The organism is Nocardia sp. NPDC003963 (genome assembly GCF_053605105.1).
Genome location: NZ_JBSGIP010000038.1, coordinates 16,978 through 32,100, shown reverse-complemented (window position 1 = coordinate 32,100; position 15,123 = coordinate 16,978). Strand labels below are relative to the sequence as shown.

Sequence of the window (15,123 nt, the reverse complement as noted above, 5' to 3'; positions counted from 1 at the left end):
ACCCGTCCGGCCTCGCGCCGGCGGGAAGTCGTAGGGGCTACTGGATGTAGCCGTTTCGGCGGAGCAGCTCGATGGCTTCCGCACGGTTCTCGGCGATCTCGTAGATCGCCTCGGGCATCAGGCGGGGCGTGGTGCGGGCGTTCCGGCCGCGGCGGCGTAGCGCTGCACCGGCGACGCCTCGGCGGGTGACACCCTCGGTGGTGGTCAGTAGTCGGCGCCCGTACACCTCACTGCGTTGCGCGCGGCCGCCGATGATGGTCAGCCCGCGCCGGGCATTGACCACCTGGCTGATGTTGGCGCCGTCCCGGATGGCCTGGGCTGCCGCGCGACCGAACGTCCGGTTCTGCTCCGCCTCGGGCAGGGACCGGAAGTATGCGCCCGGTTCGGTTGTGACCTCGTCGGATCGGTCTTCCCGGCACGGTATGTGCCGGCAGTTGCAGTTCGGATGCCTACGAAATCCGCGCGACCAGTGGTAGTACCGCCCGGCCAGAACGACGCACCGTGAACAGGACGGCGGGACCAGCATCCGCACGTACCCCACACCGAGGCGGGACACGATCGCCACACCGGTCGCAGCCCGGCCGGCATCAGCGATCTCATTCGAGATGACCCGCCGAGCCTCGTAGCCTGCGTCCTGCCATGCCTGGTAGGCGGGGACGCCTTCGGCCATGCGGGCCCGGGCGCCGATCACCGACTGCGCCAGCAGCCCCTCGATGGTGCGTCCATCCGCGGTGACTCCGACCAGGCGACCAGGCGTGGGCGTAGCCACTCGGGCGGCCGGGGTGTTCTGCTCGTCCAGCGCATCCCCGACGTAGCGATCCGCGTCGCGCACCGCGGCGCCCTGACCCAGCTCGACGGCGCGCACCAGACGCTCGGCGTTACGGTCGAACCAGACCCCGAAGTCGTTCGGTGGAGTGGTCGCCCACTGCTTGGCGATCTCCTCGATCGCGTCCACCGATGCCTGCCGCTGGATTTGGTCGAACACTGCCGCCGATTCCAGGGAGGACAGGCGGAACTGGAGGGCCATCAGGCGCCGATATCGGCCGGCTCAGATCGGTCAGCGACCAGCTGGTCCTCTACCTGCGCGCGGGTCGCCGCCACATCGGCCTGCTCACGGATCGCTCGCGAGACCTCGGGATCCAGTCCTTCATCCTCGAAGTACGCACGCTCCCGAGCCTTCCGAGCTTCGTTCCAGCCCATCTCGTCCCACGAGCCCTCGCGGGACAGGACCGGGTTGCCGCCGTTCAGTTTCTGGATGGCATCGGCTTCTTCCGCGCGGGTCGGGGTCGCAGGGTTTCTCCACTCCACCGCGAACGGCTCTCCAGCTTCCGGCCATTTGCCGGTACGGAAGCGTTCGTAGATCGCGAGCGTCCAACCGAGGCCGACGCCCAGGTGGGCATTCTTCTCCTCCGCGTTGGATACCACCCGCGACTCGTCCGCGCGGATCGCCCCTTCGGCGGCGGGATTGGCGGTGTTGGCGCCGAAGTACCGGAACGGAAGACCGGACACACTGGAGGCGAGCTCGGCGTACATCTTCACGGTGTTATGGAAGGCTGACAGGTCAGCGCCGGGAATCTGAGAAATCGACACGTCCTTCGGCGATTTCTCAGTCGCCCACATGGCATCGAGGTAAGACTCCCAAGCCGGGATCGGATTGCCGTCCTTGTCGACGAAGTCGCTTCTCTTCACGCCCATTGCCACCAGCTTGCGAACAGCAACCGTCTCGACGCCGTACTGCAGGTCCGTCAGCGCCCGGGCACATGCATCGGTGATCGGGATGACGTCGGCCATCTCCGTCGTCCCATGCCACTTCCCGAGACGTCGGCGGTTGAGGAACAACACCACCGGCACCCGGCCGAGGCCGTGCTCGTCGATGCCGTCGTCCCCGCCGACCTCGTCGATATCCCAGCCGTTGCTCGACTGCACCAACTGGATCGTCTTGTTCGGCAGGAACAGGGTCGCGACCTGGGTGCCGTCCTGCTCCTGGTATTTCCGCAACGCGGCGTCCATGCGCCGGCGCCGCTGGTTCACCAGGCATGACATCTGGCGCGGGGACTCGACCGTGATGAGTGGGTGCTCCGGGTCGTCCTCGTTCGTACCCACTGCGGCAAACATCCTGCCGAAGATCATGTTCTCTTTGGCCAGGATCGGGATCTCGGCGTCCAAGTTGTTGGCGGTGAATGCCTCGTGTAGCTGCGGGTCCGCCTTGCTCGCCCCGGGGCGATAGATGCCCTTCGGCTTCTGCCGACGTGCCACCTCATCCACGTACATGCGTGGCCAGTTGGCTACCAGCTCGAAGATCCGGAATGCCTCGGGCACGGCCAGGCCGATGTGCGTGAGCCTCTGGGCGCCTTCGTAGTAGGCATCGTTCAACTTGTCGTTCCGGCGAAGATTGCCGAGCTGACCGTTGAGCTTGTTGACCATGTCCTGCTCGTCTTTGGAGAGCTTGGTGCGTAGTGCGACCGCCACGCTCACCTCCTCAGTTGAAGCAGAACATCCGCCCGTCCACGTCCTCCCAGCCCGCGGCCCGCGCATCCGCAGCGGCCTCATGGGCGAGGATGGACGCCATCGTGACGTCGATCTTCTGGTGGTCGTTGGGTTTCCCGAGGACGTAGATATCCCCGGGTTTCGGGACTTTGCGGCAGTTGTCCATATGGGTCTGGGCGATCGGGCAACCGTCGTGGGTGATCCGTGACTTCAGGTCGTTCTCGAACCGCCGGATCGACTCGTACATCTGCCGCGGCCGGTTGGTGGCCCACTCGAATACGTGCTCATCCCCGTACTCGAGGGCCCATTCCCCGCCCTCGGTGCGCCAATCGTGCGGGTCGAAGTAGAACCGGGCCACGTTGTAGGTGGAGAACACGTGATCCACGGCCGCATGCACTTCCCCGCGGGGAATCTGGCCGCCGAACGCCGCGGGATCCCAGATCGTGGGGCGGTTGTCGGGGCCGTACCTGGGCGTGAACTGGAAGCCGTCCCGGGTCTCGCACCGCAGCGCCGTCCAGTCGTTGTTCTCCGACCCGTCAAAACCCGCGCAGATCGGCGTCCCCGCCGGCGGGTTAGGCAGCCACAGTTTCGGCATACCGGCTCTCCCACAACCCCTGCGGCAACCACGATCCCGCCCGGGCCACGAGACGGTTACCGAAGAACCTCTCCGCCTGCGCCGGGTCGGTCTCGTTCAGCTCAACCGCCTCCGCCTCGATCGAGTCGAGGTTCACCCACGGACTGCCGTCGTAGACGTAGCGCAGGATCTTGCGCCGATCCCGCTTGTTGCCCCACGACAGACTCGCCGGCGGCATCCGGAAGAACTTGAAGATGTCCGGCGCCTGCGACTCGTAGGTCCGCTGAGCTGTGCTGTTCTCCGCGGGATCCCAGGCGTTCGAGGTCTCCATCGTCCGGCCGTTCATGCCCGCCGCGCCGCGGCGCTGGGTCTCGGCGATCGACACCATCTTGTTCTGCTTCGTGTACAGGCCGGTCTCGTCCTGTAGCGCCCACGAGATCGGGTTACCGACACGGCCCCGGGCTGAGGAGGTCACCGCGTCGATGCGGTCGAAGTCCTCACCACCGTCGGAGCCGAGGATGCGGATGAAGTTCTCCCGCACCGCCATCAAATCGCTCAGCAGGCCGAGCTTGATCATGGCCGCCAGAGGTCGGTACACGTTGCCGACCTGGTCTTCGTTCGTGGCCGTCAGCTGAAGCACCGGCGACGGATGGCGTTCGGCCATCGGCTCGCCCGGGAGGTATTCGTACTCCCATCCGCAGCTGCAACCGTGCTCCGCGCACGCCCAACCATCGCCCTTACCGGCCCAGCCGGCGAACTGCGACGGTCCAGCCGCCTCCAGGCAGGCCACGGACGCGCTCCACGGGCCCTTGCCGGTCTTCTGCGGGGCCACGATCTGCGCGCGCCGATACACGAACGCCTGATTGAACAGCGGATCCCCGGACCATTCCAGCCCCGGGCGAATCCGGTAGTAGTTCGCGCCGCACCAGAACTGCCAGTCCGACCATTCGAACGGTTCACCGCGGTGCTGCTTGTCCGGAATGACGCAGTGTCGCTTGACCCACGCCTCGCCGACATCGGCGAGCGTCGGGAAGTCGACGAGGAAGCCCTCAGCTGCCTCCACCCGGCACCGCTCTCATACGGCGCACCGGCTTCTCGGACGGTGTCGTCGCGGCACGATCACGCCGGGCTTCTGCCATCTCATCGGCGGCGATCTCCCAGCCGTTCTCCTTCAACCCGGCCGGCGTCAAACCGACCTGGTCGGCGAACCGGTGCAGGCTCCCACGATCGGAAGCCGTCGCCTCGTCCGACTCACAGATCACCGACGTCCGAACCCACTGCGCCACCGCCTGCCACCGCCAGGGCTCCTTTGCCCATGCCGCGGCCTGCGGAGTACGCCACGCCCACTCCCACAGCTGTTCCTCACGCTCACGCACCAGCTCCGTCGACTCCACGTCGAGAACCTGCCAGCGCGCACCTTTCTCCCCGTGCTCCCAGCGCATCACACGCCGAGCGAGCAGCGGAAACTCCGGCACCTCACCATCGAAACCCTCGGCCGGTAACGAAACCCAGGTCAGACCACGACGATCAGACCGACCGGACTTCGGATCCACCGACGGCCCGGAACGATTCCGTGCACCACCACGCGGCATCACCATCACCTCCTGACGGCATCGCGCCGCCCTGGACGGAACCCCTCACCGGCATCGCGCCGGCCAGGGACAATCACCCCATCCGCATGGAATGAGGAAGCTATGACCCGCACCCAACTCATGGCCTGCCGCGCCGGCACCATCCTCGGAGCGGCCGCGCTCATCGTCGGGCTCGTAGTCGCGGTGATCGACCTGAACAACCTGCCCCAGGTCTGCACCCCGCACATCGGGTACTCCGGCGAGATCGAGGGCACCCGCTGCCGCGACGGCGACCCCGACCTCCGCGGCCTGTACCTCGCCGGCCTCGGGCTCACGATCGTCGTGTGCACGTTCATCATGTGGGCCGCGCTCACGCCCCGCCGCGCACCCCGATAGCTGGGATGAACTGCGGGTTTGCTGGGTTCGGAGGGGCTCCACTAATCAGGTGAAGTCCGACTTCGGCTCATCAAGGCCGGCCGGTCCTAATTGGTCGAAGTCCGCGGTTGCCTCAACTTCTGGACCCTCCGCGCAGCTTAGCGCCCTCCCCGAAGGTGGAGCGGCCGGCCCGCCGAGGGGGCACCCCCCTGGGGGTGGGCTTAGCGAGGCATCTGTGGACTTTGACCAATTAGTGGCGCGATCGCTAATGAGGCATCCATGGACTTTGCCTGATTAGTGGTTACCTTTCGGCTACCCCGCGCCGGGGTGACTCACACTCGAATCGTGTTGTCAAGTCCCGTCTTCGAGCCGGCGCTAATGAGGCGAAGTCGGACTTCAACGAATTAGCGACTGCCCTTGGACGAGTTGCATGCCCGGCACAGCACCTGGAGTGGTCCGTCGGCCGGCCCGTTCGAGGCGACCGCGCGGACGTGATCGGCGGTGAGGTCCGATGCCGGATGCGGAGGGACCTGCCAGCCGGGGCACCAGTCGCCGTGCTGGGCCCTGTGCGCCCTCACAGCGGCCGCTCTGCGCTGCCTCTCGGCATGAGTACGTGTCACCTTGGTCGGGGTGGTGGCTCGCCTGTACCGCTCGTTCTCTGCCCTGTGCTCGTCGCAGCGAGACTCGGGTTGGGCGTTGGGGCAACCAGGCTGGGAGCAGATGCGCAGCTTGGTACGGGCCATCACATCGGGCGGAACACGGCCAGCAGCTCGCGCGCCTGGCAATGCTCACACCGAGGGCACGGGCCGGCGGGGCGGTTGACGATCCGGGTGAGTACTCCACACCAGCGGGTGCCCTGGTCCTCGACGGTCGCGTATACCAACACGGCGCTGTCATCGCTCATCAGCCATTCAGCGGCGGGGTGGTCGATCGGCAGAGCGAATGTGCGGGGCTCGCCGTTCTCGCAGGACACCTGGGTCTCGAACTGGCGGCGTGGCTGCCAGTTGCTATCCCACAGTCTGACCGTGGCGTTGGGGATGGCGAGCTTCGGCTCCATGGTCACGGTCAGACCAGGATGCTGAGGACGGCCACGAGGACCTTGGCGACGATGAGGATGGTGTCGAGATCGACGCTTCCCACGATGATTCTCCTGTCGGGCCAGAGGTTGGCCGTAGATTCTGTTGCGAGCTTCCGAGTCGATAGAACGGAATTACGGCTCGATGGTCACCAGGGCCAACTGAGCAACTTCGCGCCCGATCCATCCTCAGCGCGCTGGCCCTGGTCGTTACCGGATGGTGTGACCATCGAGTCGGTCAGAGGTGTACGCCGACGATCCGCAGCAGGAAGCGGACCACCGGAAGAAGCAGAGCGTCGAGTCGGTCAGCCACGGCGGCGGGTCAGCCAGCAGTCGACCATGAACCCCACCGACACCAGCACAGCCAGCAGACTGGCCGCGGTGAGCCACAGAGACCCGACCGCTACAGCCCAACCACCGATCAGGAACGCCGAGAACGCGCAGGAGAAGGCCTGGCGGTCGTCGAAGGTGATGCGTTCGCCGGGGGTCATCAGTCGGCCATTCCGCGGCGCATCCGTTCGGAATAGTGCGGGTACAGCCGATCAGCAGCCCGGGACAGCCAGCCGGCCAGCCACTTACGCATCGACGTCTACCAACTGCGGTCGGCTGGCGATCCACTCGGTGGTGGGCAGGCATCGCTCGTTGTGCCATGCACGCGCCCCGCACTTCTGGCACTCGTCGAGGGTGTAGTGCCGGAAATCCCAGCCCCAGGCGATGGGGACCAGCCAGCAGTCCGCGCCGATCTGGTGCGGGCAGTGGCCGGTGAAGGGGCCGTGGTTCGCGGGACCGTAGCCCTTGAACCAGCGGACGTGGCCGTGCTCGCTTTTGTCGACGTGCGGTTCAGCCATTGCTGCTCACCACCACACCGGCCACGAGAGGGTGGGCTCCGTGTACACCAGAGGCTTCGGGGTGGGATGGCACAGGGAGTGCACAAGGGCGGCCAGACAGGTCACTTCGTCCTCCAGTGGCGGTTTCGGCCTGTGCCGACCTTCTCTACGGGGCCGAGCCCCAGCGCGCCGCGCAGGCGGTTCAGGATGGCCGCCTCGGCGTCCGAGAAGCAGTCGTCCATCGACAGAGCGATATGCTCGATATCCCGGCGGTCCACCATGACCCGGTCGCCATCGCCCACCTGGATCTGACCAGCCACGGCTTCAGCGAGCTGCCCGAGGTCGATTTCGAGTGACGTAGTGGCCATCAGGACTCCATTCCGATCGGGTAGGTGGCGTCGGCCATCACGGCGCAGGCGTTCGCGCACAACAGCGCGTACTCGTCCAACGCTTCTTCGGTCTTGGCGGAGAACTCGTCCCAGAAGGAATCGGGCGCCTCCGGGAGCCTCAGCAAGGCCAGCATCCAGCGTGCGGTCAGTTCGGTGAAGTCCACCAACGGCCGAACATCGATAGCAGCTGGTGCGGCCATCAGGACTCCTCGTAGTGCCGGTAGGCGAGCGCGATATCCGGGCACAGGGGCGCCAGGATGCGATCTACAGCGGACAACGGGACTCCGTTCGGGTCAGGTACGGGCGAGCCTGCTCGTTGAGGAACCAGTCGTCTTCTCGAACCACCGACCAGTAGCCGAACTGGATCATGTCCACCTCAGCGAACCGGGACGTGGACCGCGGCCAAAGGCTCCACGGGGCCACCTCGTTCGCTTCGCGGCGCTGCCACTCACGCTTCTCGCAGGCTCGCTCACCGCGAGTACAACAACCCCGGGAGCAGGACCAGCGCATCATTCCGGCCATCGAGGGCTCCTATGTGCCGCTGTCGAACGGTAAATCGAGAGTTACGAGTTGAAGCAGCGCCGGTGACCTTCGAAAGGTGTTGGTCGGGTCCGTTAACCGTCCGGTCTTACCTTGCCGAGACTGCTACGAGGGGCCGCAGCGCTGCACAGGGGGTCGCCTGGTGGCGTTGTAGCGCTGCGGGGATCAGGGGCTACGCCTTCAGCGAGGCGATATGCGCCAGGAGCGCTTCCGACGCCGTGAACCACTCGCGGCCGGAGATCCGGCTGGCGGCGAATTCCGTATGCCGCTGCCGCTCGACCTCCACCCCGCCGGGCTCGGTGGCGAGGACCTCGTCGAACGGCAAGGTGGATAGCCGCGCAGACAGGTTGCTGGTCGTGCCGATCTTGATGCGGTCGCCGAATCGGATGTAGTAGACGACCTCGCCGTGCGGGATGCGCGCTTTGACGGGGAACGGCATGGACTTGCCTGGGTTGGCTTTCGAATAGTCCAACTTGGCAGCCCTGGTCACTTCAACGGCGGCGGCCAGGGTCTTGATCAGATGCTCCGAGCACAGCGGAAGCGGAAACCTATAGCGCTTTTGAGGCGCTCCATGGCATCTCGGGTGTACGCACGTGTCCAGCATGCTGTCAGGCCTCGGTATCGGCGCGCGGCGCGCGGCCTCCGAGTAGTTCGCTGTGTTCCGGGCAGGACGGAATGTCCTATGATCTGCCATGTCGACTCCTAAACAGTCGGCCATGCCCCCGGCCTGTTCGCAGCAGGCGCGGGGGTCATTTCGTGGAGGGTTAAGGGACTCGCCTCAGCGGATTTCTACACACATTACGGCGATAGCTTAAGGATTCAGGTGTCCGTAAGAGATGTCAAGCCGACACGCCGCTATGACGCCTCGGCGTGCCGCTCCCGGATCGGCACGGACAGGTGCGCATCCAGCACATCGCCCACCTTGAACAGCTGCGGGATCTCCGGATGCCACGGCCCCGGTGCCGGATCGATACGTTTGGACTCATTGAGGAACCGCACCCGCCGTTGGGTGAGGTGCCGGTACTCCTCGCCCAACTCCTTGGCGAGGGTGGCGATCCCGGAGACGTTGAGGAGTAGCGCTCGGGCCCGCTGGAGTTTCGCCTCGTCGACCACGATCCTCATGGCGGGCGGGCACACCATCTTCGCGGCCCGGTCCTTGAGCTCCCCCAGTTCGTCCAGGGCGCCCTCTGCGCCCTCCGTCATTCCCAGGGCAATCAGATGGCGCTCCAGCCAGCGCGCGAGCCCTGCCGTGGATTTGGGGCCCTTGTACTCCATTGCGCGTTGCTCGCAGACCAAGCGCACCCAGCCGACGAGAGCGTTGTGGAGTTCGTCGGCCACCCGGGCGGCGTCGATGTGGAACGGGAGCGGCTGTTCCGATGGCCGGCGGGGCTTCCGTCCACGCCCTACCTCGCCGAGTCTGGCCTGCTTGGTGATGGTGGTGGGTAATTCGAGTGCGATGCCGGGGATCTCCTCGAGGATCTCCCTGAGCTTCTTCAGCTCGTGCCGCGGGATGAACATGTGGTTCGGGTTGATCTCTACGACTGCCGCCCGGTTTCCCATATGCGCGCAGCCTACGCCGACGGACTCGCAAACTCGAGCCACCATCCGGGGCGGTCAGGGGTGATATCGGCCATGTCGCCGGGCACAGCTACGGCCCCTCACGAAGGGGATGCGAGGGGCCGTAGCTCTGCGACGTTGACGATGCACTTTTGACGGGGTGCGGTGTTGATGCTATCGGTCTGCCTTGCCCGCTTCGGTGAGCCACTGGTCGAGCACCGAACCCAGATGGTCGGGCCACTCGTAGTAGTTGTGCTCCAGCCACTTGCCGCACTTACAGTCCGCGTCGTCGTCCTCGCGGGAGTAGACGGTGTCGTGGGCGGTGATCTCCTTGGCGACCGTGTCCTGGTCGGTGGCGAGGATGAAGCCCGCCTCGGTCAGCTCGTCAGCGAGCTCGGCGGCAGAGAGGAACTGATACTCGGCCATGAGGGATTCGGCCTTGCTCCAGTACTCCGATGCGCTCATGGCCTGCCCTCCCTGGGCGATGCCCGCAGCCATCGGTTCAGCCATACACGCCGGATCGGCGACAAGGTCAGTGCGGGGTCGTAGATGGGCTCGAGTGGCTGTAGCCGGGACTCCCGAAGTTCCTCGTGCGTCCAAACATGATCCTCATCGATCACCGAGGCTGCCCAGTAGCGTTCGGCGCTCATCGGGTACCTCACCAGCTGATCACCACCTCTCCATCGAAAAAGCCGACACTCCGAGCGCCAACCAGAAACTCGGCGTGCTCACCTTGGATGTCGGCCACACTCACCGGCACCTCGTCTCCGTGTTCGGACGCCATCTCCTCGAGCTTGTTGATCACTTCCCGGATGGGGCGTCCAGCGAATCGATCGCTCATGGCTTCCCTCCCGCCTCGCCGATGGTGATCTCCCACCGCGGCGCGGGCTCGCTCGACCACCGCTCCCGAATACCCTCCGGGACAGGCGGTAGGACGATGCCGTGCTCGGCCGGGTCGACGTCGTGTCGGTCTCCGAGGGTGAAGTGTTCACCGACCAGGTACGGGTTGCCGTTGTCGATCTCGATGCGGCGGTCGCTCACTGGGCGTCTCCTGTCTCGGTGGTGTCCTCGGATTCGATACGGGCCAGGGCGGCGATGATCGCGTCGGTGCCCACGGTGGCGGAATGCTCGTATTCCCGCTCCAATTCCCCACCGACGACCCTGAACGAGACTCGGCCGCCGTTGCCGTAGTCCACCGTCACGGTCCACCCCTCGCGCAGTTCACTCAGTGGTGGTTCGGTTTCCCATTCCCCGACCTGCTGCCAGCTGTCAGCTGGATCCCATGCCCGCCACAGTTCACCCCGAGCGATCTTCTCCAGTGCGGTCACGGCTTCTCCGTCTCGGTGGTGTCCTCGGGGTAGATGGAGGCCAGGGCCTCGATCACGGCCTCCGGGCATTCACGGCAGCCGGGATGCGAGAAGGAGTCCAGCAACTCCCGGATCGCGGCGACCTGGCGTAGGACACGGGAGGGGCCTTGCTCGGCGATGTGCTGAGCCGCAGCCGTGGGCGGCTGACCATCCCCGGAGAAGATGACCCGGCGGGGGCCACGCCACGACTCGGGCTCCCCGATCTCACGGATCTCACCGTCCACCGAACGGACACCCGCACCGGTCTCATCAGGTTCAGCAACCCAGGTGCCCACGTCACCCTCGTAACGGATCCCGGGTTCCATGCTGCTGGTGCGCAAGGATTCGATGGCTGCTCGGGCGATGGCCTCGTCTCGGTCGAGACCGGCACGGAGACGGGAGAGGGCAGTGTTGGATTCGCTCATGGGCGCGGCATCCCGCCCAGACCGAACCGACGGTCCCTCTCGTCCATCGGCGGCTCATCCAGCAACGCCGCCCGGTCCGGCGGATTGTCGAGGTCGGCGATCGAGATGTACGGGCCCTGATGCTCGAAGTCGTACGGCGAGTTCAGGCGGTGGATCAGGCTGTAGGACATGACCACCTCCCCGGCATCATGAGCCGCGATGTTGGACTTGTGGATGCCGGACCACAGCCCTTCCGCCTGAGGGTGTCCCCAGCCTTCCTTGGACCACCAGCGGTATACGAAGTCGTTCGCGCCGAGCCATGCGGTGCGGCGGTCGGCGTCGTAGAGCGTCCCGATGATCCGGGGATTGGAAGGGTCCTCGACTACGGCAGCGGCGGCGTCGCTCCGGCGGGCGCTGATCAACATCAGAGCATTGAGCAGATCGTCATCGCCGGGGAGGATGATGTCTCCCGCCTCGTTGGTGATGTGCCATTCGGTCTCGGCCAGTTCGGTCGATTCCCAGACCTCGTACTCACCGAACTGGCCGATGCGTTCCAGACTGCTCACGCCTTCGGCCCGCCCGTCTTCCGCAGGGCCTCGACCGCCGGGGCGAATGCTTCCTCCACATCCCGGGCCATCTTCCGCATGATCGGCTGGGCGGCGGGGTTGAACCGGATGGCGGCTTCCCGGAACTGGTCCATCCGGGCGTTCAGATCCCGGATGCCCGCCTGGATCCGCGCGGCATCCTCCGGGCTGAGGAACGTACGATTTGTCATGGCTGAATCTCCACTCGATTCGGTCGGTGGCCGGGTGGTGTGCAGCCCCCGGCCACCATCAATTTTAGCAGGTCAGAGCACATTTCAGAGACTCACTCGCGGCTTCTCGAATGCCCGCGCACCACGGGCCGTCAGCCTGTAGCCACCGTCCGAGCCGACCGCCCAGCCGCGCGCCTCCATCCTCCACAGCAGAGCCACTGCGGCGCCGACATTCACGCCGGCCTCATGCGCCAGCGCATGCGCGGGCCGCACGGAATCGACCACCATCACCGCCGCGAGTTGTCGGGCCCGGCCCACCGAAGCCTCGTAACGCTCCCGGTACTCCAGCGACAGAGCACCCACTACGGCGTAGACGGCGAGTACGAACACCGCGATCACGGGACCGATTACGGGATACCCGTCCACCACCCCGCCGACCGTGACAACCACGATCATGGCGGAGAACATGACGGCACCGAACCGGCCGAAGTACCAAGCCCCGGCGGTCAGACACTGCCAACCGAACCGCGCCAGGACAAGACTTGCGGCCGGTAGACGGCGGATCATGCTGTCTCCTTGAGTTCGAGTGCCGGGAGTTTGTCCAGTGCTGCCAGATGAGTCGCGGGCATCGGGTCGTCGATCGGCTCACCCAACAGACGGCAGCCGATCGCCATCAACACCACCGCATCCGCAGTGTCGTTACCGGTGATGTCGATGGACGGATACCGCCGCACCGCCGCGGCGAGCACGGCATCCTTCCCAGCATTGCCTTTGCCCGTGGCGTACTTCGCCCGCGCATTCGGCAGCACCGGAACCACCAAGGATCGGTTGGTGCAGACGAGCAGGTCGTACAGCATCCACCACAAGCCGGCACGGTCGTGAGCCTTCCCGGTGCTGCGGGAGTAAGCAGGCGCCTCCATGACGACCAGGGAATGATCCGGGATCGGCGGGAGGATGCGGTTCACGAGATCGCCGAGCCGCCGGTACCGAGTGGGCCAGTCGTCGTTGTCCTTGCCGGCCGATTCGATGGTGGCGCACCAGTCCGGGATGCCGGCGCCGTGGACGGCGATGCCGGTGGAGGTGAGGGAAAGGTCGAGGCCGACCACAGGGCGGGTCACTCGGCCACCGCCCGCCAGTCAGTGACCAACTGCTCCACCAAATGCTCGTCGCTGGTGTCCAGGACCGCGTAGGCGGCCCGCCGCACCGCCTCGACGGGCAGTAGCCCGGCCGCGGCGAGAGCGTCGACCAGAGCCTCTGCGTTCGGGATCCACGTTGCGCGATCGGACTCGTCGACCTCATCCCATGTCGCGGTCTTGCAGAACCGCGCGAACTCGGCGCGGGCGATCACCTCGATGGCCTCGGCCCGGATCTCATCGGCGCTCATTCATGACCTCCCGAAGATCTTTCCCGAACGGCACGAAGTAGGCGCGCACGAACTCTTCCTGGTTCGCGGCATGTAATGCTTCGAGCTCGGACGGGTACGGAGTCACCCAACCCGGGCCCTCGTATCCCCAGCTGGTTCCGGCGACCACCCAGACGCCGGCGGTTTCGTTCTGCTCAGGCATTCGGCCCTCCTCGGGCTGCTTGGCGGCGCAACCAGTGCGCCACGAATTCCTCCGGCAGATAACCAACCGGGTCGTCGTCGATATCGAGAAGTAGGCACCTCTGCCCCGGAGGCTGACCACACCACGGGCAGGACACGGACAGAGCGAGACGGGCGGTACGACGATCCCGGAAGGCGTCGAGGGTGACAACGTTGTCAACCTCGCTCATGACTGCGCCTCCCGCAGCTCGGCGACCCGATACCCGGCCGCCTCGGCGAGCATGGGAATCGACTCCCACGACGCACGGCACTCGGCGGCCGACGGGTACACCACACTCGCGGGGGCGATGAAGTCGTCCGCATGGTCGGCGATGGCGACGTACCCGAGTGGGGGACGCTGCGCCGCCTCCAACTCGGCGATACGGGCGCGGGCCACGGCACGCTGCTCCAACGCCTCGGCCACACGGTCCCGCTCCTTCAACAGCTCGCGGGCCATCTCCCGAACCTCGTTGCGGTCCGCAGCGTGCGGGTCACGTACGAAGGTCTCCAGGTATTCACGGGGCAAGATGCTCACTGGGCGCCTCCTCGGATTCCGATGGTGTACAGGCGGCCGTCGATGGTTTCGTCCTCCTCGACCTCCATCACCGTCACGGCGTCGTGATGGTCGGCGGGGTGGATGTCGTGCGCCCACCATCCGCCGGTCGGGCAGTCGATCCAGTGGATGCCGGTGTGGCATGTATCGCAGACGGATCGGATGTCGTCAGCGTCGGTCTCGGTCACTGGGTGTCTCCGTTCTCGCGTCTGGTCCGGGGGTTGGCCATCTCGTGCCACCACTTCCCACGCCCCTTCAGGAACTCGCCGAACTCCCGGATCACCTCCATGTCCCCCTCGGTGATACGTGGACCGCAGGCGATTACCGGCTGTCCGTCGATCTCGGTGCGCTGACAATGCGGCTCGGTCACTGGGTGTCTCCGTTCTCGGGGAGTTCGATACGAGCAGTGACCACCAGGCGAGTGCCGGGCAGGAAGTCGCCCGCGTAGGCCTTGAACCCCGGGCCGTACTCGAAGCCGCTGCCGCCTCCCTCTCCGTTCCAGTACCGCCCATCCAGGTCCGAGTAACGTTCACTCGGACCCGCAGTCAGCACGGTCACCCGCTCCAGGTTGTCGACGGACAGAACCTCTTCGGGCCGCCTGTGGCGTGTGCAGCGCCAGCCCCGATCCGCGTAATCGGACCGGGTGCGCTGCTCCTCCCGGCGAGATGTGACCACGAAGAAGCTGCGTTCACGGCAGCCTTCGTACGCGCACGGGAGGTTGACGTGGTACTCGCGGCGGGCCATCAGGTGTCTCCGTTCTCGGGTGTGTGAAGGACTTCGACTGCGCAGCCATCGAGGACGTCGGCGGCACTGATCTCGGAGCGGATCGGGCCCGCGACCCACCACCGGCCACCGCCCGCGTGGACGAACGCCCTGCGCATCCAGGTCGTCATCATCACGACCGACCCCGCGGGCAGCGCGTCGAGTTCGGCGGCGTGCTCGATGACGCGGGCAGGTGGACGCCAGCGCAGCGTGGTGGCGATGTGCTCGGCCGCCTCCTCGCCCGTATCGGCGAATGCGATGCCCTCGATGAGGTTCGTGCAGTACTCGGCGAGGTCGGCTCGGGGGTCAGGCATTCGGGTTTCCGTT

The 15,123-nt window shown here is 66.0% G+C and carries 30 protein-coding genes; 1 reads left to right on the top strand and 29 read right to left on the bottom strand.

Translation table 11 applies throughout. From position 1 onward, the window contains the following. Positions 1-37: 37 nt before the first annotated feature. Genes ACWEWT_RS31635 through ACWEWT_RS31615 form a run of 5 tightly spaced genes read right to left on the bottom strand, consistent with a single transcriptional unit; the run spans position 38 to position 4,536 of the window. On the bottom strand, positions 38-1,027 hold the full coding sequence (locus tag ACWEWT_RS31635) for a VG15 protein (RefSeq protein ID WP_452564497.1): 990 nt from the start codon (positions 1,025-1,027) through the stop codon (positions 38-40). Beyond that, a complete protein-coding gene (locus ACWEWT_RS31630) occupies positions 1,027-2,469 on the bottom strand; it encodes a phage portal protein (protein WP_452564496.1) in 1,443 nt (480 codons plus the stop codon). The genes ACWEWT_RS31635 and ACWEWT_RS31630 overlap by 1 nt, the downstream gene beginning before the upstream one ends. 10 nt (positions 2,470-2,479) lie before the next feature. Beyond that, positions 2,480-3,082, bottom strand: coding sequence for a terminase (locus tag ACWEWT_RS31625; RefSeq protein WP_452564495.1), 603 nt, complete (start codon positions 3,080-3,082; stop codon positions 2,480-2,482). Then, positions 3,060-4,124 (bottom strand): terminase, encoded by a 1,065-nt coding sequence (locus ACWEWT_RS31620; protein ID WP_452564493.1) that lies wholly within the window; start codon positions 4,122-4,124, stop codon positions 3,060-3,062. Before ACWEWT_RS31620 ends, ACWEWT_RS31625 begins: the two co-directional genes overlap by 23 nt. Beyond that, positions 4,111-4,536, bottom strand: a complete 426-nt coding sequence (locus tag ACWEWT_RS31615) for a hypothetical protein (RefSeq protein ID WP_452564491.1) — start codon at positions 4,534-4,536, stop codon at positions 4,111-4,113. The genes ACWEWT_RS31620 and ACWEWT_RS31615 overlap by 14 nt, the downstream gene beginning before the upstream one ends. Before the next feature lie 219 nt (positions 4,537-4,755). Here ACWEWT_RS31615 and ACWEWT_RS31610 point away from each other — a divergent pair, with 219 nt between their 5' ends. Beyond that, on the top strand, positions 4,756-5,028 hold the full coding sequence (locus ACWEWT_RS31610) for a hypothetical protein (protein ID WP_452564489.1): 273 nt from the start codon (positions 4,756-4,758) through the stop codon (positions 5,026-5,028). Between the two features lie 721 nt (positions 5,029-5,749). Here the strand turns inward: ACWEWT_RS31610 and ACWEWT_RS31605 are convergent. The 24 genes from ACWEWT_RS31605 to ACWEWT_RS31490 all read right to left on the bottom strand — a co-directional run bounded on the left by ACWEWT_RS31605 (position 5,750) and on the right by ACWEWT_RS31490 (position 15,110). After that, positions 5,750-6,070 (bottom strand): hypothetical protein, encoded by a 321-nt coding sequence (locus tag ACWEWT_RS31605; protein ID WP_452564488.1) that lies wholly within the window; start codon positions 6,068-6,070, stop codon positions 5,750-5,752. Between the two features lie 317 nt (positions 6,071-6,387). Then, complete coding sequence (locus ACWEWT_RS31600) at positions 6,388-6,573, bottom strand: hypothetical protein (protein ID WP_452564486.1); 186 nt, start codon at positions 6,571-6,573, stop codon at positions 6,388-6,390. Positions 6,574-6,657: 84 nt separating this feature from the next. Then, on the bottom strand, positions 6,658-6,930 hold the full coding sequence (locus ACWEWT_RS31595; RefSeq protein WP_452564485.1) for a hypothetical protein: 273 nt from the start codon (positions 6,928-6,930) through the stop codon (positions 6,658-6,660). A 101-nt stretch (positions 6,931-7,031) separates the two neighbouring features. After that, positions 7,032-7,277 carry a hypothetical protein gene (locus ACWEWT_RS31590; protein WP_452564483.1) on the bottom strand — a complete coding sequence of 82 codons (246 nt, stop codon included), beginning with the start codon at positions 7,275-7,277 and terminating at the stop codon, positions 7,032-7,034. Beyond that, positions 7,277-7,498 (bottom strand): hypothetical protein, encoded by a 222-nt coding sequence (locus tag ACWEWT_RS31585; protein WP_452564481.1) that lies wholly within the window; start codon positions 7,496-7,498, stop codon positions 7,277-7,279. Before ACWEWT_RS31585 ends, ACWEWT_RS31590 begins: the two co-directional genes overlap by 1 nt. Before the next feature lie 512 nt (positions 7,499-8,010). Continuing rightward, entirely contained in the window at positions 8,011-8,532 is a 522-nt protein-coding gene (locus tag ACWEWT_RS31580) for a GIY-YIG nuclease family protein (protein WP_452564480.1), read from the bottom strand. 161 nt (positions 8,533-8,693) lie between these two features. Next, positions 8,694-9,398 carry a hypothetical protein gene (locus tag ACWEWT_RS31575; RefSeq protein WP_452564478.1) on the bottom strand — a complete coding sequence of 235 codons (705 nt, stop codon included), beginning with the start codon at positions 9,396-9,398 and terminating at the stop codon, positions 8,694-8,696. A 171-nt stretch (positions 9,399-9,569) separates the two neighbouring features. Further along, complete coding sequence (locus ACWEWT_RS31570) at positions 9,570-9,860, bottom strand: hypothetical protein (protein ID WP_452564476.1); 291 nt, start codon at positions 9,858-9,860, stop codon at positions 9,570-9,572. 193 nt (positions 9,861-10,053) lie between these two features. After that, positions 10,054-10,236, bottom strand: a complete 183-nt coding sequence (locus ACWEWT_RS31565) for a hypothetical protein (RefSeq protein WP_452564474.1) — start codon at positions 10,234-10,236, stop codon at positions 10,054-10,056. Continuing rightward, entirely contained in the window at positions 10,233-10,436 is a 204-nt protein-coding gene (locus tag ACWEWT_RS31560) for a hypothetical protein (RefSeq protein ID WP_452564473.1), read from the bottom strand. The genes ACWEWT_RS31565 and ACWEWT_RS31560 overlap by 4 nt, the downstream gene beginning before the upstream one ends. Beyond that, a complete protein-coding gene (locus ACWEWT_RS31555; protein ID WP_452564472.1) occupies positions 10,433-10,723 on the bottom strand; it encodes a hypothetical protein in 291 nt (96 codons plus the stop codon). Before ACWEWT_RS31555 ends, ACWEWT_RS31560 begins: the two co-directional genes overlap by 4 nt. Next, a complete protein-coding gene (locus tag ACWEWT_RS31550) occupies positions 10,720-11,166 on the bottom strand; it encodes a DUF6221 family protein (RefSeq protein WP_452564471.1) in 447 nt (148 codons plus the stop codon). Before ACWEWT_RS31550 ends, ACWEWT_RS31555 begins: the two co-directional genes overlap by 4 nt. Further along, positions 11,163-11,711, bottom strand: a complete 549-nt coding sequence (locus ACWEWT_RS31545) for a hypothetical protein (protein ID WP_452564469.1) — start codon at positions 11,709-11,711, stop codon at positions 11,163-11,165. Before ACWEWT_RS31545 ends, ACWEWT_RS31550 begins: the two co-directional genes overlap by 4 nt. Further along, positions 11,708-11,920, bottom strand: coding sequence for a hypothetical protein (locus ACWEWT_RS31540; protein WP_452564467.1), 213 nt, complete (start codon positions 11,918-11,920; stop codon positions 11,708-11,710). Before ACWEWT_RS31540 ends, ACWEWT_RS31545 begins: the two co-directional genes overlap by 4 nt. An 84-nt stretch (positions 11,921-12,004) precedes the next feature. After that, entirely contained in the window at positions 12,005-12,466 is a 462-nt protein-coding gene (locus ACWEWT_RS31535) for a hypothetical protein (protein WP_452564466.1), read from the bottom strand. Beyond that, complete coding sequence (locus ACWEWT_RS31530) at positions 12,463-13,017, bottom strand: hypothetical protein (RefSeq protein ID WP_452564464.1); 555 nt, start codon at positions 13,015-13,017, stop codon at positions 12,463-12,465. The genes ACWEWT_RS31535 and ACWEWT_RS31530 overlap by 4 nt, the downstream gene beginning before the upstream one ends. Then, positions 13,014-13,283 (bottom strand): hypothetical protein, encoded by a 270-nt coding sequence (locus ACWEWT_RS31525; RefSeq protein WP_452564462.1) that lies wholly within the window; start codon positions 13,281-13,283, stop codon positions 13,014-13,016. Before ACWEWT_RS31525 ends, ACWEWT_RS31530 begins: the two co-directional genes overlap by 4 nt. Beyond that, the gene (locus ACWEWT_RS31520) at positions 13,270-13,464 is read right to left on the bottom strand and encodes a hypothetical protein (RefSeq protein ID WP_452564461.1); all 195 of its coding nucleotides are present in this window, start codon (positions 13,462-13,464) and stop codon (positions 13,270-13,272) included. The genes ACWEWT_RS31525 and ACWEWT_RS31520 overlap by 14 nt, the downstream gene beginning before the upstream one ends. Beyond that, positions 13,457-13,672, bottom strand: a complete 216-nt coding sequence (locus ACWEWT_RS31515; protein ID WP_452564460.1) for a zinc finger domain-containing protein — start codon at positions 13,670-13,672, stop codon at positions 13,457-13,459. The genes ACWEWT_RS31520 and ACWEWT_RS31515 overlap by 8 nt, the downstream gene beginning before the upstream one ends. Next, complete coding sequence (locus tag ACWEWT_RS31510) at positions 13,669-14,016, bottom strand: hypothetical protein (protein ID WP_452564459.1); 348 nt, start codon at positions 14,014-14,016, stop codon at positions 13,669-13,671. The genes ACWEWT_RS31515 and ACWEWT_RS31510 overlap by 4 nt, the downstream gene beginning before the upstream one ends. Further along, positions 14,013-14,222, bottom strand: a complete 210-nt coding sequence (locus ACWEWT_RS31505; protein ID WP_452564458.1) for a hypothetical protein — start codon at positions 14,220-14,222, stop codon at positions 14,013-14,015. Before ACWEWT_RS31505 ends, ACWEWT_RS31510 begins: the two co-directional genes overlap by 4 nt. Continuing rightward, on the bottom strand, positions 14,219-14,404 hold the full coding sequence (locus ACWEWT_RS31500) for a hypothetical protein (protein WP_452564456.1): 186 nt from the start codon (positions 14,402-14,404) through the stop codon (positions 14,219-14,221). The genes ACWEWT_RS31505 and ACWEWT_RS31500 overlap by 4 nt, the downstream gene beginning before the upstream one ends. Beyond that, the gene (locus ACWEWT_RS31495) at positions 14,401-14,778 is read right to left on the bottom strand and encodes a hypothetical protein (protein ID WP_452564455.1); all 378 of its coding nucleotides are present in this window, start codon (positions 14,776-14,778) and stop codon (positions 14,401-14,403) included. Before ACWEWT_RS31495 ends, ACWEWT_RS31500 begins: the two co-directional genes overlap by 4 nt. Continuing rightward, positions 14,778-15,110: a hypothetical protein gene (locus ACWEWT_RS31490; protein ID WP_452564454.1), complete on the bottom strand. Its 333-nt coding sequence runs from the start codon at positions 15,108-15,110 to the stop codon at positions 14,778-14,780. The genes ACWEWT_RS31495 and ACWEWT_RS31490 overlap by 1 nt, the downstream gene beginning before the upstream one ends. Positions 15,111-15,123 lie beyond the last annotated feature (13 nt).

What these genes read in the sequence shown, in the direction of transcription:
- ACWEWT_RS31565 (WP_452564474.1), bottom strand. Translation starts at nt 10,236, where the DNA reads ATGAGCGATCGATTCGCTGGACGCCCCATCCGGGAAGTGATCAACAAG.
- ACWEWT_RS31635 (WP_452564497.1), bottom strand. Translation starts at nt 1,027, where the DNA reads ATGGCCCTCCAGTTCCGCCTGTCCTCCCTGGAATCGGCGGCAGTGTTC.
- ACWEWT_RS31580 (WP_452564480.1), bottom strand. Translation starts at nt 8,532, where the DNA reads ATGGCAGATCATAGGACATTCCGTCCTGCCCGGAACACAGCGAACTAC.
- ACWEWT_RS31490 (WP_452564454.1), bottom strand. Translation starts at nt 15,110, where the DNA reads ATGCCTGACCCCCGAGCCGACCTCGCCGAGTACTGCACGAACCTCATC.
- ACWEWT_RS31525 (WP_452564462.1), bottom strand. Translation starts at nt 13,283, where the DNA reads ATGAGCGCCGATGAGATCCGGGCCGAGGCCATCGAGGTGATCGCCCGC.
- ACWEWT_RS31625 (WP_452564495.1), bottom strand. Translation starts at nt 3,082, where the DNA reads ATGCCGAAACTGTGGCTGCCTAACCCGCCGGCGGGGACGCCGATCTGC.
- ACWEWT_RS31535 (WP_452564466.1), bottom strand. Translation starts at nt 12,466, where the DNA reads ATGATCCGCCGTCTACCGGCCGCAAGTCTTGTCCTGGCGCGGTTCGGT.
- ACWEWT_RS31515 (WP_452564460.1), bottom strand. Translation starts at nt 13,672, where the DNA reads ATGAGCGAGGTTGACAACGTTGTCACCCTCGACGCCTTCCGGGATCGT.
- ACWEWT_RS31550 (WP_452564471.1), bottom strand. Translation starts at nt 11,166, where the DNA reads ATGAGCGAATCCAACACTGCCCTCTCCCGTCTCCGTGCCGGTCTCGAC.
- ACWEWT_RS31540 (WP_452564467.1), bottom strand. Translation starts at nt 11,920, where the DNA reads ATGACAAATCGTACGTTCCTCAGCCCGGAGGATGCCGCGCGGATCCAG.
- ACWEWT_RS31595 (WP_452564485.1), bottom strand. Translation starts at nt 6,930, where the DNA reads ATGGCTGAACCGCACGTCGACAAAAGCGAGCACGGCCACGTCCGCTGG.
- ACWEWT_RS31495 (WP_452564455.1), bottom strand. Translation starts at nt 14,778, where the DNA reads ATGGCCCGCCGCGAGTACCACGTCAACCTCCCGTGCGCGTACGAAGGC.
- ACWEWT_RS31520 (WP_452564461.1), bottom strand. Translation starts at nt 13,464, where the DNA reads ATGCCTGAGCAGAACGAAACCGCCGGCGTCTGGGTGGTCGCCGGAACC.
- ACWEWT_RS31585 (WP_452564481.1), bottom strand. Translation starts at nt 7,498, where the DNA reads ATGGCCGCACCAGCTGCTATCGATGTTCGGCCGTTGGTGGACTTCACC.
- ACWEWT_RS31575 (WP_452564478.1), bottom strand. Translation starts at nt 9,398, where the DNA reads ATGGGAAACCGGGCGGCAGTCGTAGAGATCAACCCGAACCACATGTTC.
- ACWEWT_RS31610 (WP_452564489.1), top strand. Translation starts at nt 4,756, where the DNA reads ATGACCCGCACCCAACTCATGGCCTGCCGCGCCGGCACCATCCTCGGA.
- ACWEWT_RS31570 (WP_452564476.1), bottom strand. Translation starts at nt 9,860, where the DNA reads ATGAGCGCATCGGAGTACTGGAGCAAGGCCGAATCCCTCATGGCCGAG.
- ACWEWT_RS31600 (WP_452564486.1), bottom strand. Translation starts at nt 6,573, where the DNA reads ATGACCCCCGGCGAACGCATCACCTTCGACGACCGCCAGGCCTTCTCC.
- ACWEWT_RS31590 (WP_452564483.1), bottom strand. Translation starts at nt 7,277, where the DNA reads ATGGCCACTACGTCACTCGAAATCGACCTCGGGCAGCTCGCTGAAGCC.